24 protein-coding genes and 2 pseudogenes are annotated in these 23,866 nt (G+C 40.8%); 20 read left to right on the forward strand and 6 right to left on the reverse strand.

What is annotated here, in order from left to right; all coding sequences use genetic code 11:
• The first annotated feature begins 1,014 nt into the window (after window positions 1–1,014).
• Window positions 1,015–1,680, forward strand: a complete 666-nt coding sequence (locus tag M654_RS11535) for a flagellar brake protein (protein WP_026587054.1) — start codon at window positions 1,015–1,017, stop codon at window positions 1,678–1,680.
• Between the two features lie 184 nt (window positions 1,681–1,864).
• On the opposite strand, the gene M654_RS11540 is transcribed toward M654_RS11535, so the two are convergent.
• The gene (locus M654_RS11540; RefSeq protein WP_026587055.1) at window positions 1,865–2,155 is read right to left on the reverse strand and encodes a YozQ family protein; all 291 of its coding nucleotides are present in this window, start codon (window positions 2,153–2,155) and stop codon (window positions 1,865–1,867) included.
• Between the two features lie 525 nt (window positions 2,156–2,680).
• Between M654_RS11540 and M654_RS11545 the strand changes: the two genes are divergently transcribed.
• The 3 genes from M654_RS11545 (at window position 2,681) to M654_RS11560 (ending at window position 5,205) form a co-directional block, all read left to right on the forward strand.
• A complete protein-coding gene (locus M654_RS11545; RefSeq protein WP_236251231.1) occupies window positions 2,681–2,848 on the forward strand; it encodes a hypothetical protein in 168 nt (55 codons plus the stop codon).
• A gap of 63 nt (window positions 2,849–2,911) precedes the next feature.
• The gene (locus tag M654_RS23895; protein WP_026587056.1) at window positions 2,912–4,798 is read left to right on the forward strand and encodes a ribonuclease YeeF family protein; all 1,887 of its coding nucleotides are present in this window, start codon (window positions 2,912–2,914) and stop codon (window positions 4,796–4,798) included.
• An 11-nt stretch (window positions 4,799–4,809) separates the two neighbouring features.
• Entirely contained in the window at window positions 4,810–5,205 is a 396-nt protein-coding gene (locus tag M654_RS11560; protein WP_026587057.1) for an immunity 22 family protein, read from the forward strand.
• A gap of 389 nt (window positions 5,206–5,594) precedes the next feature.
• Here the strand turns inward: M654_RS11560 and M654_RS11565 are convergent, their stop codons facing one another.
• Complete coding sequence (locus M654_RS11565) at window positions 5,595–5,969, reverse strand: YunG family protein (protein ID WP_026587058.1); 375 nt, start codon at window positions 5,967–5,969, stop codon at window positions 5,595–5,597.
• Window positions 5,970–6,291: 322 nt separating this feature from the next.
• On the opposite strand from M654_RS11565, the gene M654_RS11570 reads away from it, so the two are divergent.
• A complete protein-coding gene (locus tag M654_RS11570) occupies window positions 6,292–6,510 on the forward strand; it encodes a helix-turn-helix transcriptional regulator (protein WP_026587059.1) in 219 nt (72 codons plus the stop codon).
• Window positions 6,497–6,934: a hypothetical protein gene (locus M654_RS11575; RefSeq protein WP_026587060.1), complete on the forward strand. Its 438-nt coding sequence runs from the start codon at window positions 6,497–6,499 to the stop codon at window positions 6,932–6,934. The genes M654_RS11570 and M654_RS11575 overlap by 14 nt, the downstream gene beginning before the upstream one ends.
• 189 nt (window positions 6,935–7,123) lie before the next feature.
• Here M654_RS11575 and M654_RS11580 read toward each other — a convergent pair.
• The 3 genes and pseudogenes from M654_RS11580 to M654_RS11590 form a co-directional block, all read right to left on the reverse strand.
• Window positions 7,124–7,738 (reverse strand): annotated as a pseudogene (locus tag M654_RS11580) (DedA family protein).
• Window positions 7,739–7,756: 18 nt separating this feature from the next.
• Window positions 7,757–8,398, reverse strand: a complete 642-nt coding sequence (locus tag M654_RS11585; RefSeq protein ID WP_026587061.1) for a hypothetical protein — start codon at window positions 8,396–8,398, stop codon at window positions 7,757–7,759.
• 13 nt (window positions 8,399–8,411) lie between these two features.
• The gene (locus M654_RS11590; RefSeq protein ID WP_026587062.1) at window positions 8,412–8,726 is read right to left on the reverse strand and encodes a PadR family transcriptional regulator; all 315 of its coding nucleotides are present in this window, start codon (window positions 8,724–8,726) and stop codon (window positions 8,412–8,414) included.
• A 129-nt stretch (window positions 8,727–8,855) separates the two neighbouring features.
• Between M654_RS11590 and M654_RS11595 the strand changes: the two are divergent.
• The 12 genes and pseudogenes from M654_RS11595 to tmrB all read left to right on the forward strand — a co-directional run.
• Window positions 8,856–9,508, forward strand: a pseudogene (locus M654_RS11595) (amidohydrolase family protein); the annotation flags it as partial.
• Window positions 9,509–9,958: 450 nt separating this feature from the next.
• Window positions 9,959–10,792, forward strand: a complete 834-nt coding sequence (locus tag M654_RS11600; protein ID WP_026587065.1) for a histidine racemase CntK family protein — start codon at window positions 9,959–9,961, stop codon at window positions 10,790–10,792.
• Window positions 10,793–10,819: 27 nt separating this feature from the next.
• On the forward strand, window positions 10,820–11,614 hold the full coding sequence (locus tag M654_RS11605) for a nicotianamine synthase family protein (protein WP_026587066.1): 795 nt from the start codon (window positions 10,820–10,822) through the stop codon (window positions 11,612–11,614).
• Between the two features lie 14 nt (window positions 11,615–11,628).
• Complete coding sequence (locus tag M654_RS11610) at window positions 11,629–12,963, forward strand: opine metallophore biosynthesis dehydrogenase (protein WP_026587067.1); 1,335 nt, start codon at window positions 11,629–11,631, stop codon at window positions 12,961–12,963.
• 128 nt (window positions 12,964–13,091) lie between these two features.
• The gene (cntA, locus tag M654_RS11615) at window positions 13,092–14,690 is read left to right on the forward strand and encodes a staphylopine-dependent metal ABC transporter substrate-binding lipoprotein (protein WP_026587068.1); all 1,599 of its coding nucleotides are present in this window, start codon (window positions 13,092–13,094) and stop codon (window positions 14,688–14,690) included.
• Window positions 14,691–14,737: 47 nt separating this feature from the next.
• Window positions 14,738–15,670, forward strand: a complete 933-nt coding sequence (gene opp1B / locus M654_RS11620; protein WP_026587069.1) for a nickel/cobalt ABC transporter permease — start codon at window positions 14,738–14,740, stop codon at window positions 15,668–15,670.
• Window positions 15,671–16,567: a staphylopine uptake ABC transporter permease subunit CntC gene (cntC, locus tag M654_RS11625; RefSeq protein WP_026587070.1), complete on the forward strand. Its 897-nt coding sequence runs from the start codon at window positions 15,671–15,673 to the stop codon at window positions 16,565–16,567.
• A gap of 4 nt (window positions 16,568–16,571) precedes the next feature.
• On the forward strand, window positions 16,572–17,378 hold the full coding sequence (gene cntD, locus M654_RS11630) for a staphylopine uptake ABC transporter ATP-binding protein CntD (RefSeq protein WP_026587071.1): 807 nt from the start codon (window positions 16,572–16,574) through the stop codon (window positions 17,376–17,378).
• 2 nt (window positions 17,379–17,380) lie between these two features.
• Window positions 17,381–18,127: an ABC transporter ATP-binding protein gene (locus tag M654_RS11635; protein WP_026587072.1), complete on the forward strand. Its 747-nt coding sequence runs from the start codon at window positions 17,381–17,383 to the stop codon at window positions 18,125–18,127.
• A 39-nt stretch (window positions 18,128–18,166) separates the two neighbouring features.
• Window positions 18,167–19,345: a staphylopine family metallophore export MFS transporter CntE gene (gene cntE / locus M654_RS11640; RefSeq protein WP_026587073.1), complete on the forward strand. Its 1,179-nt coding sequence runs from the start codon at window positions 18,167–18,169 to the stop codon at window positions 19,343–19,345.
• Between the two features lie 399 nt (window positions 19,346–19,744).
• Window positions 19,745–20,137, forward strand: a complete 393-nt coding sequence (locus M654_RS11645) for a hypothetical protein (RefSeq protein WP_026587074.1) — start codon at window positions 19,745–19,747, stop codon at window positions 20,135–20,137.
• A 246-nt stretch (window positions 20,138–20,383) separates the two neighbouring features.
• The gene (tmrB, locus tag M654_RS11650) at window positions 20,384–20,977 is read left to right on the forward strand and encodes a tunicamycin resistance ATP-binding TmrB (RefSeq protein ID WP_026587075.1); all 594 of its coding nucleotides are present in this window, start codon (window positions 20,384–20,386) and stop codon (window positions 20,975–20,977) included.
• Between the two features lie 178 nt (window positions 20,978–21,155).
• Here the strand turns inward: tmrB and M654_RS11655 are convergent, their stop codons facing one another.
• Window positions 21,156–21,593 (reverse strand): Lrp/AsnC family transcriptional regulator, encoded by a 438-nt coding sequence (locus tag M654_RS11655; RefSeq protein WP_026587076.1) that lies wholly within the window; start codon window positions 21,591–21,593, stop codon window positions 21,156–21,158.
• Between the two features lie 153 nt (window positions 21,594–21,746).
• Here M654_RS11655 and M654_RS11660 point away from each other — a divergent pair, with 153 nt between their 5' ends.
• Both M654_RS11660 and M654_RS11665 read left to right on the forward strand, forming a co-directional pair.
• Complete coding sequence (locus M654_RS11660; RefSeq protein ID WP_372709734.1) at window positions 21,747–22,742, forward strand: oxidoreductase; 996 nt, start codon at window positions 21,747–21,749, stop codon at window positions 22,740–22,742.
• A 263-nt stretch (window positions 22,743–23,005) separates the two neighbouring features.
• Window positions 23,006–23,245, forward strand: a complete 240-nt coding sequence (locus tag M654_RS11665) for a hypothetical protein (RefSeq protein ID WP_051290366.1) — start codon at window positions 23,006–23,008, stop codon at window positions 23,243–23,245.
• Window positions 23,246–23,866 lie beyond the last annotated feature (621 nt).

The following is a 23,866-nucleotide window of genomic DNA, read 5'->3' on the forward strand; positions in this document are numbered from 1 at the left end:
TGCATTTGCTTTCACAAGGAAGGCTGTTTAAATGTCGGGGCCAACCATCGAGGAATCATGGAAACCCTCAAAATTCGTGTGATTGTCGGCAGCTTGATCACTTGTGCCAATGCGAGGTTTGCCATGCACGCTTTAGAAGAATTTACAGCGGGAGTGCTCTTTGCAGGAGGTAATCAGCGTCTATGGATTACATTTCAGTTGGAATGTGGTTCATAGTTCTTTTCGATGGGGGTTCCGCTCCATCACCATCAAGTTAACATTCCATGGTAACCCCAGAACTAAAAAATAAGCTGAATACTTATAAACTGTGGAGATAAAAATCTTCGTTTGGGGGATTGGGCATGGGGTACAACAGGCAAAATGCAAATTTGAGATGTTAATAAATTCTAAAAAGACTATTATGGATGGCTTGTCCGAAAATACTTAGATCACACAATGATACGTGAGCACCAAAATGACCTTTTATTTCAAAACAATATGGAAAAAACATAGGGATAGGGAAAGATGGCGCTTATAAAAAACCTTATGTGGTTTAAAAATCGAAAAGAAACGAATGTTTACGAAATGACGTGTTTAAACGGGTGATTTAGGCAAGAATCTTTAATCATTCAGGTTTGTGAAGGCGTGAGACATTTTTTGTTTCGCGCTTTTTTTCTTCTTATCTCAAGGCTTAGGCTTTGCTGAAAATTTTATAACCGCTTCATTTCATTACACCAACATCCTCTAATTTTTCAAGGTTAGTGTCTCCTATTAAATCCGCGACATGGAAAACCTTAAGAATTGACTTTTTCCTTATAAAAAAGGCAGCGGCTTAAATACGGCGATCTGAACTATATTGTTAAAACATATTTGAGTATACAAGAACACTGCATTCAAAATAGAATGAATGAAAGCAGCTGTTCCAAAGCACTTAAAATAAAAGAAAGACTCTCAATGTCTCCCCCTTTCATTTCTTTAATTTATGTGTCATAGTACCGATATAATCTATAAGTAGAATTGAAAGAGTGATGTCCATTGTTATCATTAGGAAATATCATAACAATAGAATTTGAAAACGAAAATCAAGAAAATATCATTGCGAAAAGCAAAGTGTCATCCATTGAAGAAAATGTTTTAAAAGTCCATTATCCTGTTGATGTAGAAACGGGAAGAACTGTTATTATTCCGACAAATACAATTGCCACGATTCATTTTGTAAACGCGCAACAAATCCCTTATAAATTTATTAGTGTAGTACAAAAGCGAGAGATCTATCACGATATCCCTGTATTAAATATGTATTTACCTGAAGAAGATCAAATGACAAAAATTCAAAGACGGCAATTTTTTAGAGTCAATACCACGATTCCTGTCACTGTTTGTCCATATGGATCTGGCTCAATGTTTAAAACATATACAGCGAATATCAGTGCTGGAGGCGCTGCATTAATCATTGAAGAGACGCAAAAACACGAACCAGAAGAGGATTTGCGTTTAAATATCTCTCTGCCAACTGAGGGGCATGATGAAATTGTGATTGACGTTCATGCTCAAGTCAAACGCACTTACCTTGATCGTAAAACAAACAAACAGATCATGACAGTTGAATTTATCAAGATGAATGAGCAGGATAAACAAACACTTGTACATTTTTGCATAAAACTCCAATTGGCAGAGAGGAGAAAACTTAAATCTGAATAAAATTATAATTTTATCTATTATATGATCCCCAGATCCCCTTATTTCAAGAGGGGATTTTTTTCGTCTCCCGAAGAAACCAACCAATTTCTCTAATTTGTGTTCATGGCTAGTTCACCATTGATCTGAGTAGTTGTTAATCAAAAACGGAACTAACTTTCTCTTTAAAGTTAGTTCCGTAAAATGACTAATCCAAATTTTGATCGATCGTCCCTTCAAAATAGTCATCACTAACCTGTTCATGAGTTTCAGCCAATCCTTTTTCCAATTGCGTGGTTCCTTTATAATCCGAGGGATCAAAGTTTTTTCCAGCCACATCTGTGTCATTTACGTTTTCTCTGTTATGAGCTTGTGTTTCATTGTTTACATTCTCTGTCTTAGCGCTGCTATCTAAAGATTGCTGGAAATCATATTCCTTGTCTAATGAAGAAAATCTTTTGTAATCATCCGGTCTGTCTGCTCCATTTTTATGAGTCACGTTACTCACTCCATATTATTGAAATTTTAGTTTGTCAGATGGACTTATTTTGGCCTTTTTAAGTTTTTTAGGACCTGCTTTGGATGCTGTTTCATTCAATACTTGAATTTACTCAACGGCTTCCCTCCTTCACGAAATGTGTAGAAATATCAACTCTTCTTATTCTGTCTGTTAAGATGGTATTCATTCGCTTTTTTTCGTTGACTCTTTTCCATTAGTCAAGAGAGTAGCTTTAAGTCACCATATCAAGGTCATTTTAGATGAAGAGGTTTAAGAGGGGATGTTACGAAGGCTTCTTGCCGTTCATTGGATTACTCTCTGCATTGGAGCGGATTAATGTGTGATTGCCTTATTTATTGGGTTTTTTGACCCGCTTCTAAAGATTCATTTTCATGGATGGACAGGATTTATTCACCAATTCATTTCCGTATAGTGGTAAACTCTATACTGGTCATTACTTTAGTCATGCAGTTTTTGGGAAGAGAGGTTTGAACATGATCGGGTCAATCCTGGGCTTTAGATATCATGAAAGTCGATTTATCGCTGAAGAAAGAATTTTTGGCAGAGCTGAAAGCTTGCCGCAAAGAGCTGCAAAAAGACAAAACAGAGTTCTCTGATATCAAAAAGACGATCACTGAACCTGAGCTTTCGTCTCACACCTGGCAAGGCAGTCTTGACGGAATCAGCCGTTGAAGCAATCAAGGACACCGACAAGCAGCTGGCTTCATCGATGAAAACGAAATAGAGGAGAATGCTATGAAGACTCTGGATGTTCAAGCGTTACGAAATGGAATAGATGATACGCTGGAACAGTTAAAAAAACAAGCAGATGAAATTGCCAAAGTCAAAAAAAGCGTCGACGGCATCACATCTCTTGATGATGCCTTAAAAGGAAAAGGCGGGGACGCCATTCGCGCCTTTTACGAAGAATGCCATACTCCGTTCTTGCGATTCTATGAAACGTTCATTGAAGAATACGAATCGGCATTGAAAAAAATCAAAACCTCACTGGATTCTTTTGAATCAAATCACAACGGATATATTTCACAAGCCTTTCTCGAACACGAACTGGAACAAGGCTTGAACGCGGCCGATCGAACAACGAAACATTTGGTGTCCAAAGCCAATGCTACGATCGCGAAAGTCAGTCATATTGCCGATTTACCTCAGTTGGATGACAGTGATTTTCATGAACAGAATCAAAAAGCGAAAAAGGAAATCAACAGCACTCTTGAAAAGCTCCATGCTTTTGACAGGGAGCAAACAAACGCCCTGAAAACTGCTGAACAAGACCTTGAAACGATGGAAAAATACATTACAAGGCTCGAGAAAATGTATACCGGGCCTAAAATTGAAATCACCGGCTATCAAAAAGGTTCGATTTTAAAGCCGGATGAGATGGATGCATTGCAGCCTAACGAAGAGACTCCGATGGAGATGATGCTCGAAAAATTAGATAAAACCAGAATGGAAACAGAAATTCGCAAAGCAGAAAAACAGGCTGACGCAATAGAAAAGCTAAAGAATGTCGCTACAGCAGAGACAGAATTAGATGATCCTGCTAAGTATTTTCAGGATATCTATTTGAAAAGTGAAACTCCATTTGGACCGGATCTGAAGCCAGGGGAAGACGACAAGGAATTTCATCAGACGGCTATTGATATTTATAGTGGTTCGGGTGGTGCTATTTATGATCTTGCGAAAGATTTTTACGAGGGCGGAAAACAAATTGGATGGAATCTCGGATGGACAATCGACCATTTACATAAAGATCCGAAAGTTGTTTTAGACACAGTTCTTGGGTACGATTATAAAGGCGCTCTTTTGAGTATGGTAGACACGTTGGCGGAAAAATGGGATGAGAAAGTAGTACATGGAGATGCGTATTCAAGGGCGCATTACTTTACTTATTTGATCGGAAGCCTTGCCGGCTTGCGGAGCGGAAAATCTTCTGTTTCAACGGGCTCGAAAGATCTTGCGAAAGCTGGGAAAACCGCGGTTGGCAAGGTGAAGGAAGCTGGTAAGACTGTAAAACAGTCAATTAAGCCACCTAATAATCGTTACACTCCTGCATTGCAAGGGATTCTGCAGGATGCACCGAATTCTATTAATGTAAAGAATACCCCTCTTGTATTAAAAGAATTGGCAGAAGATCAAAAGAAAAGTGTGCTTTTTAACAGTAGTAAAGAGACTTCGGGTCAGACTGTTAAAAAAGTACGAAAAACCATTGTGCCAACAGTTAAAAGTGGGGAGTTTAATGAATGGTTCAATTCATTATCAACTAAACAATTAGATGAACTCTGGAGTGATAAAAAAACTAGAAGAGCCATAGAAAGACAGCTTCGAGCTCCAGGAGGAATGCATGAGTGGCACTTGGTTTCACGAGCCCCTACTTTTAAACATTGGGGAGTAACGGCTGAAAAAATTAGAGAGCTACGAACGGCAATAAATGAAGTGGAATTTGTTAACCCAACTGGAAAACACGGTGGACTAGGTTCTACTGCTGCTCACAACGAGCTACTAAAGATTATAGACTCATCAAAAGATTATAATATGTTTGTGCGAAGATTAAACAATTGGGCCAATTACAGACTAAAAGGTGGAGTTGAGGCTTTACCGGAAGGGCTAAGGATAAAAAAATAGGAGGGTTTGAAATGGAACGAGAAAACTATGTATCATTATGGATTGGTAATATTCAAACTGTTGATAAATTAAATGAATATGTTGAATTACCGTACGATGAGGAAGAAGGTGACTTCCTCCCTTCTCCGTTTTTAAGGGACTTTGACATAGATATTGATGATTTAGATGAAGATTTTATCGAAAAGGTTGTTCATGTCCAAAATAAAGAATTGCTGCGCGAATTAATATGTGGTTGCTCATATGGTGATATCATTTTATCTCGTTTTGAAGCTATTCAGGGTAAACAACTTCCGAAGAATATAAACTCTGCTATTTTACTATATAACTTTGATTATGAAGGAAAAAGAAATGAAATTGTTAACAATGAGTATACTTTTAAATTTGTAGGCTCCGTTTCATATATTTAAAAATAAAATTGAACTACAGAACTGATAATTACTTGTTTTAGCACTTGATCTCTGATTGAGTGTTTTTTTTGTATGTAAATCCGAGAAAAACCCGACAAAAAGGGAGATGAAATAGGGATATTTTCCATTCCATTCAGTCATCCGATAACGACAAGAAAAACAAACGCGAATACCTTAGTCCAAGACGGAGAGCCTGCGGACACTGATCTTTTGCACACGGATGTTGTGCAGTTGATCGGCGGCCGTGGCCGGAAGGGGAGACGCATCTTACCCTTAGCAAATGTGAACTCGGATGTATCGAATGATAATGGTCGTCAGCTTCCAAGAAGGAACGGCTGTAGCGATTTAATATCTGTTAAATTTTATAAGGAGGAGCCCCAATTATAAAGCTAATGCAACTCAATATTTGAAAAAGATAACTGATTCATCACACTTTGTTTTAAGTAGCGATACTGTTTCTCGTTGGTATCTGAATAGGCTTCGTTTCTATTTGAGGGGATATCCATATACAGGATGTCTTCTTTAAATTGAGAAGCCGTAAAATCATATCTTTCTCTATTGATGACATTATAAAAATGCCATCCATCAGGTTGTTTTGTTTTCATTATTTCTCCGCCTAATATATCGTTTACGACTAAGGTGGTTACGCCACATTGTCCCTTTGCAGGGTTATCCTTGCTCCATTTTGAACTTGAGTCTAAAGACCAGGATTCAGACAATGCTTTAAGTATTTGTTCGATTTGTACAAGATTATTATTATCCATCATAAATCCTCCTTTTCATAGATTCATTATATCAATTTAAATGTAGGAAAGCCTGCATTGTTAGTGAAACGAGGAGTACACATTGAATGTTGCTAAGCATAAACTATGATAAGTATCGGTCATTTCAAATACAAATCAGATCTACTCCGGTCAAACCGAAGCGCGAATTTTCTGCTATCGTGTCGAACTTCATGAATTCAAGGAAGTATAAAATGACATAGAGATATGATAATGCAAAGAAGGAGTATTTTTTTGTTTTGTAATATATATATTGAATAATGTAATTTATATGTTACAATTCATTTGAGGAGGAATTATATAGGTGAAGAATAAAGTGAAGATCGCTCGTGTTCAAGTCGACTTAACACAGCAGCAATTAGCAGAAAAAGTGGGTGTTACTCGGCAAACGATTAGCTTGATTGAGAAAGGTAAGTATAATCCCACGCTAAAATTGTGCCTGGAGATATGCTACGCAGTGAATAAGTCTTTGGATGAAGTATTTTGGATTAGCAGGGAGGACCAGTTACATGAAGATGATTAAAGATGAACGCTTGCAAATACAAAATTTGAAAAATATACGGATTGCCTTTATGGTTCAAACGGTAGGAATATTGGCCATTTTACTTTATGAGGTGATAACAAAGGGGATTATGGAAGCTAAAGACAATCCATTATGGTTATTATTTATTCTTACTTCAGTTGTTTTAGGTTGGCTGAATCTCAAAATTTCTGTTGATGTGTATGATGATGCAAAAGAACAGAAGAAGCCAGGACCCTATTATCGAGTCGTCATCCTTTCTGCATTGATTGGCATAATCCTGGCGCTTTTGGCAAAGTTCGGTCCAGATCATAGTGATAACAGTGAAGCCTTACTTGTAGGAAGTGTGGTCTTTGTTTGTTTTCTCATCCCTTTCTCTTTTGTTCACTATATGATGAAAAAACGATCAGAGGAAAATGACATATAATATGAACTTTTTCCGATTCCTCTAGGTGTGTACATACGAAAACGAGACAGCTTCAGCCCACCGGAATACAGGGCTAAGCTGTCTAATGTTTTCATCCAGTGTTTCATTTCCGCGTCAGTTCATCAAGAACATTTGAATGGAGATGGCCGTGGGATTGGCATAAGTTCAGACTTCCTGAGTTAAACGGTGTTATTTTTTTGCAAAAACTCTTTTTTTAAGGTACAAGCCGGCAAATATGGCGAAAATCAACAATAGAAATCCATAAACAATACTTGAGTAAAGATCCATATATCCTACAATCGTTTCCCATGAAGATCCTACGGCCGCACCGATATTTACAAGCAGTACATTCCAAATCAAGGTCCCCAATGTCGTCAGTAAAACAAATGAAGCAAACTTCATGTGAGCCATTCCGGCGGGGATTGAAATTAAGCTTCAGACTAGAGGAATAAGCCGGCAAAAAAATACTGTCCAGAGACCATATTGATCGAACCACTGATTCGCTTTATGAATGTCTTTCCGGGTGATTCTGATGATGTGTCCCCATCTGTCTGCAAGTTTTTCAATCTTATGGATGTCTATCAGCATGCCGACACCATAAAGAACGACGGCCCCGAGCACAGAGCCGATGGTGGAAAACGCGACAACTCCTGAAATGCTCATACTCGTCTTGGTGGTCATAAATCCCCCAAAAGTAAGAATGATCTCAGATGGAATAGGGGGAAATATATTTTCCACGGCAATGAGAAAAAGAATACCCCAATAACCGAACTTTTCCATCGTATCAATGATCCAATTCTCCATTTTTACACGTCCTTTTCGTTAAGATAACAACTCTTTAAACTTCTTATAAATGGCTGCGTCCACAAGCTTATACACAAAAAACATTCCAAAGAGACCGAATCCATAAGCAAAAAGAGTCGCTTCAATCACGAGAAACATCAATGGGAGAACGCCTAACCATATTCCGAACAGCCAGAGAAGGAAAAAGGCAGTCATTAATATGAGCGACCAGCCAAATAAATAGTGGTGTGCATGCAGATTGAAGAATGACGTGCTTTTGGATAAAGATAAAAATTCCTTCACTTTAAATTGGTTGATAGCTTCTGCTGCCGCTTCATCTTTTGTTTTGCCTTGGCTGATGAGGTCCTCAACATAGTCTTCCAAATAGGTTTGCAATTCCAGTTTTTCCTCTTCATTCATAGCTAACTGATTGACATAGGCGCGTATGTCGTTTTGTTTGTTATACATGGCGTTCATCCGGATGTGGCTGATATAATTTACCGCGCCCCAAACAACCGCAATAGCAAATGAAATATAATAACAAATCACGATCCAAAAGGGATCATGAGAATGAATCCGATCGAAATAGAACGAAAACGCAAACAGAATCGAAGATGCTATTAAAACCCAAAAGAATTGAATATCGTTTAAACTGAACATTTTTTTGAAAATATGTCTCACATGAATTCCTCCTTCAAATAAATCGCTTGACCATTTCATTCATCTTTTTCCAATCCGACACCATATTTTCGTGCAGCCGGATACCATCTTCTGTAATGGCGTAATATTTACGGCGTCCTCCATGACTTTCATTTCCCCAATATGAATTGACGGCTCCTTGTTTTTCCAGTCTTTTTAAGGATAAATACAAAGTGGCTTCCTGTATTTCAAACGTTCCTTCCGTCTTTTCTTTAATCGTCTTTGAAATTTCATAGCCGTAATTCTCTTTTTCCTTCAAAACTGAAAGAATGAGAAGATCAATATTTCCTTTCAGCATTTCTTTATTCAAATTGAAAACCTCCATCAGATTACTTAAAATCATTAAGTACATTGTTATAATAAGTTATATTACTTAAAAAGGCAAGGTAATTTATGAGCAACAAACATCAACAATAAAAAAAGGATGAATCCCAAGACGATCCTGCCGTCTTCAACAACTGCGGCGCTTCCATATACAGTAAATACAATGGACGAGCATCTGGATATGATGATGGTTTGCCACCAGCTTGATGCCAATGTGCCTGAGGATGTGGTATTCAGCCATTCGCGAATTCGAGCGGCGATTGCCACGGAGGATATTTTGCACGATATCGGCGCGATCAGTATGACTTCCTCTGACTCGCAGGCGATGAGCAGAGTCGGTGAGGTCATCATCAGGACATGGCAAACCGCCGATAAAATGAAAAAGCAGCGCGGCCCGCTGGCAGGAGAAGCTGATCTCGTCCTTTGGGCCCCGGCTTTTTTTGGCGTCAAGTTTAAAAGGCGGTATGATCGCCCGTGCTCAAATGGGTGATCCGAACGCTTCAATTCCGACATCTGAATCAGTGTTCATGCGAAAAATGTACGCGGGTTACGGCAAAGCCAATCAGTCAACATCTCTCACGCGGAGTATAGAGCGCGGTGTGCCTCAATCATTAGGGCTGACAAAAATGGTTGCATCCGTGCGCCATATGCGGATTGAGCAAACTGGACATGAAATTAAATCACGCACTGCCGAAAGTCGACGTCGACCATAAGACATATCAGGTGTTTGCTGATGGTGAGGAGCTTTCATGCCAGCCTGTCAGCCATGGAGCGTTATTTTTTGTTTTAAACGCACACGCTGCCCTCGGGCAGCCGTTTTTATTTTTACGGTTGCAGTCTGTTTCAGACCGATCATCAGGACGGCCGCTGCAGAAAGGTCGATTGCCACGGAGAAAATGATTTATTTTTTAGTTTGGCAAACTTGGAAAAAATAGCTTGACATAAAAAAGAATGAAGCTGTATGATCAAAAAAGATTATCGAAACAATTACGATTTGAGGTATCGCCACAACGAAAAGAAGGGGAATGACGGCAGCTGGATAATAAGCTCTAAGCGATCTGAAACTCACTTCAAGAAAGTCCGTTAAGCAACAAGCAGAGAAACCGCAGGTTCATTTTCCAGTATCCACGGATTTTTGGATGGTACCATTACGCAAAGTAAATCGTAATAATTTCGATTTTCGATAGATGAAAAATATAAGTGAAAAGGATCGTTGTGATGAAACAGGGAATCGATTTTATCAAATGTAATCCAACACAAAATATGACAATTCTCGTGAAAACGAATTATCCAGCTGATGAGTATAAGCACATCGCAGCAAAAATGATGTCCTATGACAGCGTTTATGCTGAACAAGTGGGCTTTATTGAAAAACCGTTGAATGAACGGGCTGCCGCACATCTGCAGATGGCCGGCGGCGAGTTTTGCGGTAATGCTTGCATGGCACTGGCTGCCTTCATCGCATCGGAGAAAGACCTCAAGCAACATGATTGGACGGAAGTGCTGCTGGAAGTTTCAGGTGCAGATCAATTAATCATGTGTCAAGTGAAAAAAAATGTAGATGAATATAACTGTCGAGTTGCTATGCCCATTCCTGAAAAAATTGAACAGAAAACAGTCAAATATGATGGCAGCGATTTGAATTTAATCATCGTGAGATATCACGGGTTTCTACATATTGTGATAGAAGTGAAGGAATGTAGTGAGACGGTAAGAGAGAAAGCACAATCATTAGCAAAGCTGCTCGGGGTCACTTTAGACGCTAACTTGATTGGCGTTTTATTGTATCAACCGAAATCTGATGAGTTGGCTCCGCTCATTTACGTCCCGCATCTAGACAGCATGGTATGGGAAAGGGGGTGCGGTTCAGGTACAGCTTCGATAGGAGCCTATCTGGCATGGAAGAATAAGAGGGGGATTCGTGCAAACATCAAACAACCCGGCGGCACGATTCGAGTATTTGCGGATGTTGAAAAAGAAGAGCTAACAAATCTTATTATTGAAGGATCGGTCAGTATTGTGGCAGAAGGAAAAGCATTTATCAATATTTAGTGACGACTTAATATGGGAGTGGGATGGATGCAGGCGCTAAAAACGTTTCAAGAATGTTTGCTTGAGTTTTCCGAAAAGTTTGATGATTTAGCTGAAAAATATGATCAGACCACCAGCCATTGTTCAGAATTAGAAGTTTTAATTGATGATTATTGTGCATTTATCACAAACGAGAGAAATAAAGCAGCTTGGGAACAACTGGACTTCCAAATATCCAAAGATCTTCAGCAGCTGGTGAAGAATTTAAGAAAGAAATCGGCACAATGTGTAGCCATTATGGAGAAATATCGCGCATTGAAGCTGTTGAAGGGAGACACAGAAATAGCCGATTACTTCCAAAACATCGAATCATGCATTGAAAAAGAATTCGGCAGTTTTCAAATCACTGCTGAATCAAAGGTGCTGTTAGTAGGTTCAGGTTCCTTCCCGATGACACTATTATTGATTTCGAAGCGAACAGGGGCAGAGGTTGTGGGGATTGATATTGACGAGGAAGCGATTGAACTTGGACGAAACGTCGTCAAGACATTAGGTGATGAATTAAATATTCATTTAGATCATGTTCCGGTCCAAGAGCTTAGTCTGATCAAAGATGTCACACATATTATTTTCAGTTCAACGGTTGAAAGCAAGTATGACATCTTAGAGCAGCTGTATGACATAACGAATGAACATGTCGTGGTTGCGATGAGATATGGAAACGGGCTAAAGTCGTTGTTCAATTATCCAATCAAAGAAGTGGACAGGCAAAAATGGAAAATGATGGACCAAGTGTTGCGGGCAGGTCATATATTTGACATTGCCTTATATCAAAAAGCGTAGAAAGGGAGGCTTTTATGAATCATTTTCAGCGGGTGTTAATATTGGGGACTGGCCCTATTTCTGTCCAGCTTGCTGTCAATTTTAAAAACGATTTGAATTGTGATGTGGGGCTTGCGGGAAGGGAGTCTGCCCGTTCAGAACGGTTCTTTGAAGCGTTGCGGCAAAGCCATCATCAAATTCACGCAAGCATCCAAAATGATCAGCATCAACCTTTAAAAGGAGAATGCGTCGTTCAACGGGTATTTAAAGGCTATGAAACGATTGAAGGAGAATGGGACACGATTATTTTTTCTGTGACAACAGATGCCTATATGAGCGTATTAAAACAAATCGATGAACATGTGCTCAAACAAGTCAAATGTATTGTTTTGGTTTCCCCGACCTTTGGATCTAACAGTTTACTAACTCATTATTTAGATTCCATCCGCTCAAAAGCCGAAGTGATCAGTTTCTCGACATACTATGGTGACACAAGGTGGATGCGCGATGAACCATCTCATGAAGTGCTGACAACCGGTGTTAAGAAAAAAGTCTTTATAGGCTCGTCACGCTATCCGTCTGAACATATCGATACAATGTGTAAGCTTTTTGAAAAATTAGGCATTGTGCTCGAGGTGATGAAATCTCCCATTGAGGCGGAAACGAGAAATATTTCTTTATATGTTCATCCTCCGCTGTTTATGAACGATTTTTCATTACAGGCGATATTTGGAGACACCGATCGTCAGACATATGTGTATAAACTGTTTCCTGAAGGGCCGATAACACAACAGTTAATTCGTGATATGCTGGCCCAATGGAAAGAAATCATGGCGATTTTACAGAAAATCAACATCAAAACGATAAACCTACTCAAGTTTATGGTAGATGATAATTATCCGTTAAGGTTAGAAAGCTTATCGCGCCATGATATTGAACACTTCAATGATTTAGAGCCGATTCATCAAGAATATTTATTGTATGTACGTTATGCCTCCCTGTTGATTGATCCTTTTTCAGAGCCGGATCAGGATGGCAGGTACTTTGATTTTTCTGCGGTGCCGATTCGAAAGACATTTATCAACCGGGAAGGATATTTAGATATTCCAAGAATGCCGAAGGAAGACTATTATCGCATTAAAATTATACAAGGAATTGCAAAAGATTTAGATGTTGATTGTCCAACCATCAATCAATTGATTCAAACCTATGAGCGCAAAATTGAAGAGGTGGCTCAAGCCCGTCAAGGCGATTTGTTATCTGGCGCATTTGTCGTTCAACATTTTGCTGAAGATTTGAAGATGATCTGCGGCGAACTGAGAAAAAATCAGAAGCAAAGGCAAAGACATGATCATTCTTTGTCAGAATAGAGGCGGGATATCGGAATTGTTCATTTAACTAATGAAAATAGTTATTTTTACGATTTTCAAAAAATAGGCGTCATTCATATATGACGCATAAAAAGAGGTATTTCATTTTAGAACAGGGAGAGACCGACATGGTAACTAAAAAAGTGAAGCTGGCAGCGCTGGCTTTATTGATCTTATCGATATTAGCTGCTTGTTCTCAAAGTTCGGAGAGCACAGCCACCAGTCAAAAAGAGTTGGTATATGCCGTCCCCCAGGATATTAATGACATGAACCCCCATCTGTATCAAGGTTCAATGTCAGCGCAAGGGATGGTTTATGAATCGTTAGTTGAGAATACCGCAGATGGAATTAAGCCTTTGCTTGCCGAATCATGGGACATTTCCGAAGATAAAAGGGTATACACATTTCATTTAAGAAAAGATGTGTCATTCCATGACGGGGAACCATTTAACGCAGAAGCGGTGAAGAAAAACATTGAGGCTGTCCAGCACAATCAAGAAAAGCATTCTTGGATTAAACTCGCAACCAAAATTGTCCGTGTCAATGTCATCGATGACTATACGGTTGAACTGGTGCTTTCAGAAGCATATGATCCGACATTAGTGGAATTGTCTATGACGAGACCTTATGTCTTCATTTCACCGAAAGATTTTAAAAACGGAGAAACAAAAGATGGTGTCACAGGCTATCACGGTACAGGCCCTTATAAGCTGACTGAACATAAAGTCGATAAATATGCAACATTTGCAGCAAATGAAAACTATTGGGGCGGCGTGCCTAAGATTAAGAAAATCACAGCGAAAGTTCTTCCAGCGGGAGAAACGACATTTTTAGCGTTACAAAAAGGGGAAGTCAATTTTGTCTTCACAGATGATCGGGGGGCAGACAGTATCAATATTGAAGCGATCAACCAGCTGGTTGATTCAGGTGATTATCAGCTTGTCAGAAGTAAACAAATGAACACAAAAATGTTGGCAGCCAATAGCAGTAAAAAGGATCGTCCGGTAGGTGACAAGAGTGTGCGTGAAGCCATTTGGTTCGCAATTGATCGAGAAACGATCAGCAAGGACATTTTAAATGATACAGAAACGCCGGCCGATAGGCTTTTTTCATCTAACGTTCATGATGCAGATGTTGACTTGAAGAAACGGGATTACGACATTGACAAAGCAAAGGAGCTCTTAGAGGAAGCGGGCTGGACATTGAACAAGGGCTCAGCCGTCAGGGAGAAAAACGGAAAAAAATTAGCGCTGAAGCTTTATTATGACAATCATTCTCCTTCGCAAAAGAAACAGGCCGAGTTTATTCAAAGTTCGCTCCAGGAAATCGGCATGGAGCTAGAGATTATTGGTGAGAAATCAACATCGATGATGAATCGAAGATCAACCGGTGACTACGACTTGCTGTTCAGCCAAACATGGGGACTGGCATACGATCCGCAAAATACAGTCGCTGCTTTTACGTCTGAATCCTCATGGCTGCATAATACAAAGGGGATTGCAAAAGCCGATCAGCTTTACGAAAAAATTGATCAAGTCTTAGGATCAGTTGATGAGAAAACAAGACAATCGTTATATGCGGATATATTGACCATCGTTCACGATGAAGCTGTTTTTATTCCGATTACCAATGGGAATGTGACAGTCGTTGCTCCGAAAAACCTTAAAGGCATTTCATTTAAGCAGACACAATTTGAACTTCCGTTTGAGAAAATGGATTTTAAATAAAAGAGGGGAGATCCCCCCCTTTTTATTGTGATGAAAGGAGATATTTTATGGGGGCTTATATCTTTAAGAGATTCCTCATCTCAATTCCTTTACTTTTAGCGATTTCGTTTTTGACGTTTGTATTGATCAGCTTTTCTCCCGTAGAGCCGGCTGAATTGGTCTTGCGGGGACAAGATGTTCCCGTAATTACGGAAGAATTAATTGAACAAACAAATGAAGAATTGGGGCTGGATCAACCGTTTATGCTCCGCTATGCTGACTGGCTTGTGGCCTCTTTGCAGTTGGACTTTGGGGAGTCCTATGTCAAGGGAGAACCTGTGTGGTCTTTACTGGGCCCGGCTTTTGTAAATACATTAAAGCTGACGTCAGTCTCATCCGTTGTGATCATTCTCTTTTCGATATTGCTGGGGGTTCTTTGTGCGCTGAGGGAAGGAAAAGCCGTTGATCAATCGGTAAGAGGCGTTTTATTTTTCTTTACCGCAGTTCCTGCTTACTGGCTTGGAGCGGTGATGATTTGGTATTTTTCTGTGAAGCTTGATTTGCTGCCAACAAGCGGAATGGATTCCTATAAAAGCTATATTTTACCCGTTTCCGTCCTATCCCTTGGTTATATCGGTATTTATTTTAGAACGGTCAGAAGCTCCATTTTGAGTCATTTGAATGAAGAATATGTCTTGTATGGAAGGGCATCAGGCTTACCGGAAAGGAAAATCACGATGCATATTTTAAGAAACTCCCTGCAAGTGGCCATTTCGATGTTTTGTATGGCATTCCCTATCATTTTAGGAGGGACAGTCGTCATTGAAAATGTTTTTGCATGGCCGGGACTAGGCAGTCTGAGTATTGAGGCGATCTTCAACAGGGATTATCCGATTATTCAGGCATATGTTCTGATCGTCGCCGCGGCTTTTGTGTTGTTTAATACGATTTCGGATATTTTGAGTGCTGTACTGAACCCTAAAGTGAGGAATGATATGTAGATGAGAATCTTAAAAAATTTGCGCAAAGATAAGGTGGGAATGGCCTCATTCATCATCATTTCGGCGACGCTTGTGATGGGGATATTCGCTCCTTTCGTTGCGCCTCATGACCCTTTGGAAGTCAACATGAAGCTTAGCTACGCCGCTCCGTCCTGGGAGTATGTATTAGGTAACGATCACTTAGGGAGATGTGTGTTGTCACGGCTGATTTACGGTATTCGTCCCAGTGTGTTATGGGTTCTTGCGGCATTGATGGTTTCGATTTTCATTGGCGCCGTTTTAGGTTTTATGGCCGGCTACTTTAGAGGAGCTGTTGATGCCGTCATCATGAGGATTTGTGATGTGATGCTGTCTTTTCCGGTATATGTGGTGGCATTGGCCATAGTCGGGGTTTTAGGCGTTGGCATGGTCAATATCCTGATTGCGTTCATTTTAATGAAATGGGCATGGTTTGCGCGCATCATCCGGACATCTGTCAGGCAATACGCGGAATTGGAATATGTCAAATTCTCCAAAGCCTGTGGTATGCGTCATACAAACATTATTTATCGACATATCATACCTGTTACATTTTCTGACATCGCTGTTGTTTCAAGCAGTTCGATCGCCTCTATGATTTTGCAAATGTCAGGCCTTTCATTCCTCGGCTTAGGAATCAAAGCGCCAAATGCCGAATGGGGAATGATGTTAAACGAGGCGAGAGAAGTGATGTTTACACGGCCTGAATTAATGTTTGCCCCGGGAATCGCCATCATCATCATTGTATCTGCCTTTAATTTTTTGTCTGATTCACTTCAGGTGGCGTTAGATCCCCGGTTAACCCGGTCTTACGGCAAACGGCAACATCATGCAGCGCTTTCTGGTGTGAAGCTTCGGGAAAAAGAGGTGGCAAAGTAAGGCCATGAATATATTGGAGGTTAAGCATTTAAAAGTATGGGATGTCCATTCAGGTCATGTCATCGTCCATAATAGTTCATTTGAGTTGAAAAAAGGCAGCTGCCTCGCCATTGTAGGAGAAAGCGGAAGCGGCAAGTCTGTCACTTGCAGGGCGTTGATGAGATTGAACAAGGCCTCTCTTCGTCAATCGGGAGACATTTTATTGAAAGGAGAAAACCTTCATCACATTTCTGAAAAAGAAATGAGAAAAAAACGGGGAAAAAACCTTTGCATGATTTTACAAAATGGGATGAGTGCATTCGACCCTTCATGTGTGATTGGCGTTCATATCAGAGAAACGCTGTCTGAACATTTCGGCTTAAGCCGAAACGAAATTGAACAAAAAATGATTCGAGCAATGGAAAGCGTCATGCTGAAAAATCCAACTGAGCTGATGAACAAATACCCGCATCAGCTGTCCGGCGGAATGCTGCAGCGGGTGATGATTGCCCTGGCGTTCGCCTTGGAGCCTGACATGATCATTGCAGATGAGCCGACGACGGCTTTAGACACCATTTCACAATTTGAGGTGGTGGAACAGTTTATTCAATTACGTGAAAAAATGGGCTGTTCGATGATCTTTGTTTCTCACGATTTAGGGGTTGTCAAAAAAATTGCCGATGACGTGTTGGTGATGAAGAATGGAGACATCATCGAAAGAGGAAGCACACCGTCCATTTTCTCAGAGGCGCAGCATGAGTATACGAAGTATTTGGTATCCGCTCGATTATCGCTGAGCGAAAATTTTAACAAAATCATGGGGAGAGCTTAACATTGTTGAAAGTTAATCGGTTGGAGAAATCATATCAAACAGGCGGTATCTTTTCGAGGAAAAGACAAAAAATCTTGAAAAATATCAGTTTTGAATGTAAGCGGGGTGAGTGCCTCGGCATTATCGGTGAAAGCGGAAGCGGAAAGTCCACACTAGGGCGCTTATTAACAGGCATTGAAAAGCCTGATAAAGGAACTGTTCGATTTGAAGGGCAGAATGTCGAAAAGCGGCAAGTGCGCCAAGGAAACATCAGCGTCGTGTTTCAAGACTATAAATCTTCCATTAATCCATTCTTTACGGTGGAAGAAGCGATAATGGAACCGATAAAAGCACAGAACAAAGGCAAAAAGCCAGATGACCGCACGGTTCATCAGCTGCTCCATCAAGTAGGGCTGAATCCATCTTATAAAAACAAATACCCTCATGAGCTATCAGGCGGAGAGGTTCAGAGGGTGTGTATTGCAAGAGCCGTCTCCACAGAACCAACATGTATTTTACTAGATGAAGCGATCAGCTCTTTAGATGTATCGGTTCAAATCCAAATCCTTGGATTATTGAAGAAATTAAAGACGATTTACAATATGAGCTACATCTTTATTACTCATGATATTCAAGCAGCTGCTTACATTTGTGACAGAGTCATTATTTTTAAAGATGGTCAAATCGAAGAAATCAAAAACATTAACCAATTGAAGGATGTTCAAACAGAATATGCAAGAAACTTATTGCAAAAGCTCATTACTTTTTAATAGAAGGCAGTGTGACTGAATGTAGAGGAGGAAAAGGTTTTGAGTGGAGCTATGTCTTGGCCTTTATTACGTTTGTACTTGCTGGTGCTTCTATATTTTAGCGCCAATTCGATCTTGAATGTGATCATTCCATTACAAGGGGAAGCATTGGGGGCCGCCAACACAACGATTGGCTTGATCATGGGCGCCTATCTGTTTACAACCATGTTCTTTCGTCCATGGGCAGGTCATATGATTCAAAAGCATGGGCCGATTAAAGTGTTGCGAACCATTCTGATTATAAATGGGATTGCTTTAATATTATATACGTTTACCGGGCTTGGGGGCTATTTTATCGCCCGTATGTTACAAGGGGTGTCAACAGCCTTTTTTTCAATGGCATTGCAAATTGGGATTATTGATTCACTGCCTGAGAAGGAGCGATCTCAAGGCATTTCACTTTATTCTTTGTTTTCATACATACCGGGAATGATCGGCCCCTTATTGGCATTAGGCATTTGGCAAGGGGGAACGGATTATTTTACAGCGGTGATGATAACCATTGCCGTCGTTACAGGGGTGTTCGGCTATAGTGCCAAAATCGACAAAACAGAAGCTCAGCCAGATACCAATCATCCTCGGCCTGGAGGAAGAATGTTTTCATCATTTCGTCAGTTAGTCCAAAATCCGTTCTTATTTAAATGCAGTGTATTAATGCTCACAGCATCGGTTGTATTTGGCGCTACGGCAACCTTTATCCCATTGTATGCTGCACACTTAAAAAGCGGCAATGCCGGGATTTTTCTCATGATTCAGGCGGGCACCGTTGTCTTTGCCCGTTTTGCTTTAAAAAGCAAAATTCCGTCGGACGGCAAATGGCATTCATTTTTTATGATGGGAACGATGCTTATTTTAACTGCAGCTGCACAGTGTGTAAGCTTTTCGATCACCGGCGGCGCTTTCTTTTTCTATTCCGGCGCCATTTTAATGGGCACAGCTCAGGCGCTTCTCTACCCAACATTAACAACCTATTTAACTTTTGTTTTGCCGCAAGCCAACCGAAATGTGCTGCTGGGTTTATTTATTGCGATGGCTGATTTAGGTGTCTCACTTGGAGGCGTCATCATGGGACCGATAGCTGATTTTTCATCCTACTCATTCATGTATATGATTTGTGCGATTTTAGGGATGACAATGATCATCTTTGCCTATGATCGGCGAAAACTATTTGTTGGATAAATGCGGTGGAAGCCTTTTACTTTAAACGAGGTTTAAATGGGTGATGTTTTAGAGGAGGGATGCGACTGGAAATGCCTTCAGTGAAATGCGGGCCACGATGGAAACGCGTGTTCCGACAGAATTTCGTCTGTCCCATCGCAAAGCAAAAGATTGAGATATACCCGTTCTGAATGAAGCACTTTTTGAATCTATATGTTTTTTGATTCCTTGTTTCCAAAAGATAACGTTTTAATTTTTCGATCAACTTTGGAGTAATTCCGGTGAGAATAAATTGCTATTCGTACTTCTATATTCCACAATTTAATTATTTTGTAACATATTTTATAAAAATGCAGGATATTCGTTAGTCGATATGGTATAGATGAATATGGAAATACTAATCAAATGGGAGGGGATTGGATGAGAACATTTTTAAAGGGGTTGTTCATTACAACACTAGTATGCGGAGGTTTCATGTGGGGAGCTGGAACTAGTTATGCAGCAGACCCGCCAGGTTGGCAATTAATAGATACGACTTATATTGGCGACGGAGTAACGGGTTATCTTAACGGAGCCGAAGGTGGTAATGCCAAGATTTGTTTAAAAGACGCTTTTGGAGGTGCCAACGTAACAATCTATGATAATGATGGAAGTTCACGGCCTGTAATCAAATCAACATCATTCTGGGGAAATGGGCATTGTGTTTCATTTGACGTAGATCCATATGTAGACGGGTCTGACAACGATGCCGAATTTGTTGTGACAACGACACGCGATATCATCGGTACCATTAAATTTGAATTATGGGATTAATCTCTGTTCAAAATACCTCCTTTGTTTATCCGCTTAGGAGGTATTTTTTAATGCAAACACAACATCAAAACACGACAATTCATTCTGATAAACAAACTCCAACACTGATTTTTTGTATCAGTAAGACATGAAAAGCAGGGTTATTCTGCGTGTTGGATGATCTGCGGGTAAAGGCGGTATATGTTAGAGAAAAATGGTTTTCCTTTTCAACAAGCCGAGGGCTTTTTTAGATGGAGGAGGTTAACGATGATTATTTGGATAAACGGAGCTTTCGGTTCCGGGAAAACACAGACGGCGTTTGAGCTGCATAGAAGGCTGAAAAAGTCTTACGTATACGATCCTGAAAAGATGGGATTTGCGATGCGTTCGCTGATACCTTCAGAAATCGCTGAAGATGATTTTCAACATTATAGCTTGTGGAGAGATTTCAATTACAGCATGCTCTCCTACTTAGCCGATACATACAGCGGCATTATCATCGTGCCGATGACGATTGTGAATCCCGGTTATTTTGAAGAAATCATCGGCAGGCTCAGACAAGACGACCGTACGGTTTATCACTTTACATTAGTGGCTTCAAAGGAGAGTTTACACAAACGTCTTCGCTCCAGAGCTGAAGGGAAAAATTCCTGGGCGGCCAAACAAATAGACCGATGCATCAAGGGCTTGTCAGACAAAACCTTTGAAGAGCATATCCATACGGATCATATGTCAATCCAAAATGTCGCGGAAATGATTGCTGCCAAAGCACACTTGGCAATTGAACCTGACACGAGAGGAAGCATGAAAAGATTCATCGACAGACTGCATGTGAAGCTGAAGCATATCCGTGTAAAATAATGTTTTTGAAAATCTCGTTCGGACTTGTTGATAACCCATTCGGCGGGAAATGCTGCTTTTTTTTAAAGAGAAGGAAGAGGAAATGAAAAGTTCCGACCTTATCCTAAAAAAGCGGGCTTCACACCTGCTTTTTTTGGGATGGGATTTTCAGCTCTCTTTTAACGGTAAGACATGGCTGTTATTCGCCATTATCATCGATCATGAGCTTATTTTCAATCGCATTCGAAAGCACGATAAGGGTTGAAGAAAAACCGTACGGGCTGCATGAGTCAAGAAAAGCGGTTAATGACTCCATTGATGCGGTGATGACTTTCATCATGAAATTATACTCTCCGCTGATACGATACAATTCGATGACATCCGGAGAATGCGAGCAAAATTCCTGAAAGTCCAGACAATTGTTTGTCTTAAATAGGACGAATGCGGTGACGTCTTTACCAAGTTTCTGAGGTGAGAGAATCGCCTTGTAGCCGGCGATGATTCCCTTTTCCTCAAGCTTGCGGATCCGTTCGGTTACGGCCGGCTGGGTCATCGCTATCTTGCGGCCGATTTCAGCAATCGGCATTCGCGCGTTCTCATGAAGCAGTGATAGGATTTGACTGTCGATGCTGTCCATAGAAGATCCTCCTTTATTTTATATAACAAAACCGTTTTTTATCTTTAATATGAAATTTTCTTATCCATTATAACATGATTTATATATGTAAATCTGAATTCAGGCCTTATAAAATGTAATTCGAAGACAAATTGAAGGAGTGGATTCCATTTGATGACAGCATCACTTACCCTTGACAGCCCTCTAACGATTGGCGCGATCGAGCTTCGCAACCGATTCATCATGGCGCCTATGCAGCAGTACAAAGGCACGCCGGAAGGTTATGCGACAGAACATCACATTCAGCACTACACAAGAAGAGCAAAAGGGATCGGCTTGATGATCGTCGAGTCGACGGCTGTATCCGCAAACGGCAGACTATGGCCTAACGACATCGGCATTTATTCTGACCGACACACCGATGAGCTAAAGAAAGTGACCGACAGTGTTCATGCTCATGGGACTCCGATATTCGTTCAATTATCCCATGGAGGAAGAAAGTCGGCGCCGGAAGTGACGGAGCGGCTGATGGCGCCAAGTGCAATTCCGTATGATGACTCATACGGAAAACCTGCGGAATTATCGGTTTCCGAAATCGAAATGCTTATTGAAGAATACCGAATGGCCGCCAGGCGCAGCATTCGGGCGGGCTTTGACGGAATAGAGGTGCATGCGGCCCACGGATTTTTGATTCATCAATTTTTATCACCGATCTCCAATCTCCGAAGTGATGAATACGGAGGAACACGCCACGGCAGGATGAAATTTTTGAAAGACACGCTGGCCGCCATTCGCTCCGAAACCGGCCGCAATTATCCGCTGATCGTGCGGATTTCTTCAACCGATTACATCGACGGCGGTCTCAATCCGCAAGAACTGGCGATGATGCTCAAACCACTTGAAGCGGACGGACTGCTTGACGCAGTGGACGTATCATCCGGCGGCCTGCTGCCCATCCAGCCGGCCGATACCCACCCAGGCTACCAATTGCCTGATGCCGCCGTCATTAAGCAGCATCTACAAGTACCTGTTATTGCCGTCGGCAAAATCTATACCCGCAGTTTTGCGGACCGGATCATCGGGGACGGGCTGGCAGATGCCGTCGCAGTCGGCCGCCCGCTGCTGGAAGACCCTGATTTTGCGCAGAACATGATCAGTTTTAAGGATTGAAACGTTCCCGAGTTGAATATCAGTTATTTTTCAAGGCGCGAAACGCTCTCGGTTTCGCGCTTTTTGTATGAAAAGCCGCGGATGTGATCTGGGAGAGTTAGCGGAAGCCGGCGCATATCCTTTAAAAACCGGGAAGGAATGCAGCTGGGCTTTCTCAAAATGACATTTTTATGTAAAAAATCCGCAAAGGAAAAATCATCGCCATGCGGAAGTATTGATGTAATAAGGGGGTCTTTTCCCCGCTGGGATGGAGAGGGAATGAGATGAAGGCAATCCAATCAATTACCGTTCATTCAAATACCTATACTGTAGGAAAAGCGTGTCACCCGCCAGGATTTAAAAAAGGGGCAACGGTTACGAAAATTACGGAAAAAAACAAATTTTCCGGCTTAATCAGCGGTTTTGTCGTTCACTTTGACACGGAGACAGAGCTGCATATTCATTCGGATGATGTAATTGTTCATTGGCTGCCGCGGACAGTGATGCGGAATGATTTGAAATGAAGCCGTTGTGGGTGATTCCTATAGATCTTTGATAAATGCCGTCAGGTTTTTTATTGGTGATGAAAAACGACTTACTGGCTAAGAGCGCGGTGTTCGTTAAAGGAGGTGATTGGAATTAAAAATGGCACAACGTTGGTACTCTGTTTTGTTTTAGATCGGTTAATATGATATTAGGTCAAATTGAAAAAGGCGCTTTCCAAAACAGAAGGGCGACTTTTTATGGTTCGGATACCATTGAAGGTAAGAAGAATGAAGCCTAATAGGAGGAACATTCTTAAGCTCCGGGTCGCGCAGTCTTGTGGGAGATTTGTAAGCAGATGTTTTTTGGATATACCATTTAAAATACTTGGCTTCCTCCCGAAGTATGTATAAGGCGATATTAATGAGCGTTTAGCGTAAGGAGTGAGTAAAAAAAGATATCACTTTCATTTGGGTTTTGAGTTGGAGGTAAAGGTTTTCCTTTTACAGAAGTGATTTCTCTGTTTCTTAAACCCCTCGTGGCCCAACAACTTCATATTGTCCTGATTAGGTGATTAAAAGAAAGTAATTATTAAGAACTAGAAATTCGTTCGACAAATTTCGTGAATTGTTCCATTTCTAGACCTCTTGTTCGATAATAAA

Source organism: Bacillus sp. NSP9.1 (genome assembly GCF_000465465.2).
Lineage (GTDB): Bacteria > Bacillota > Bacilli > Bacillales > Bacillaceae > Bacillus > Bacillus sonorensis_A.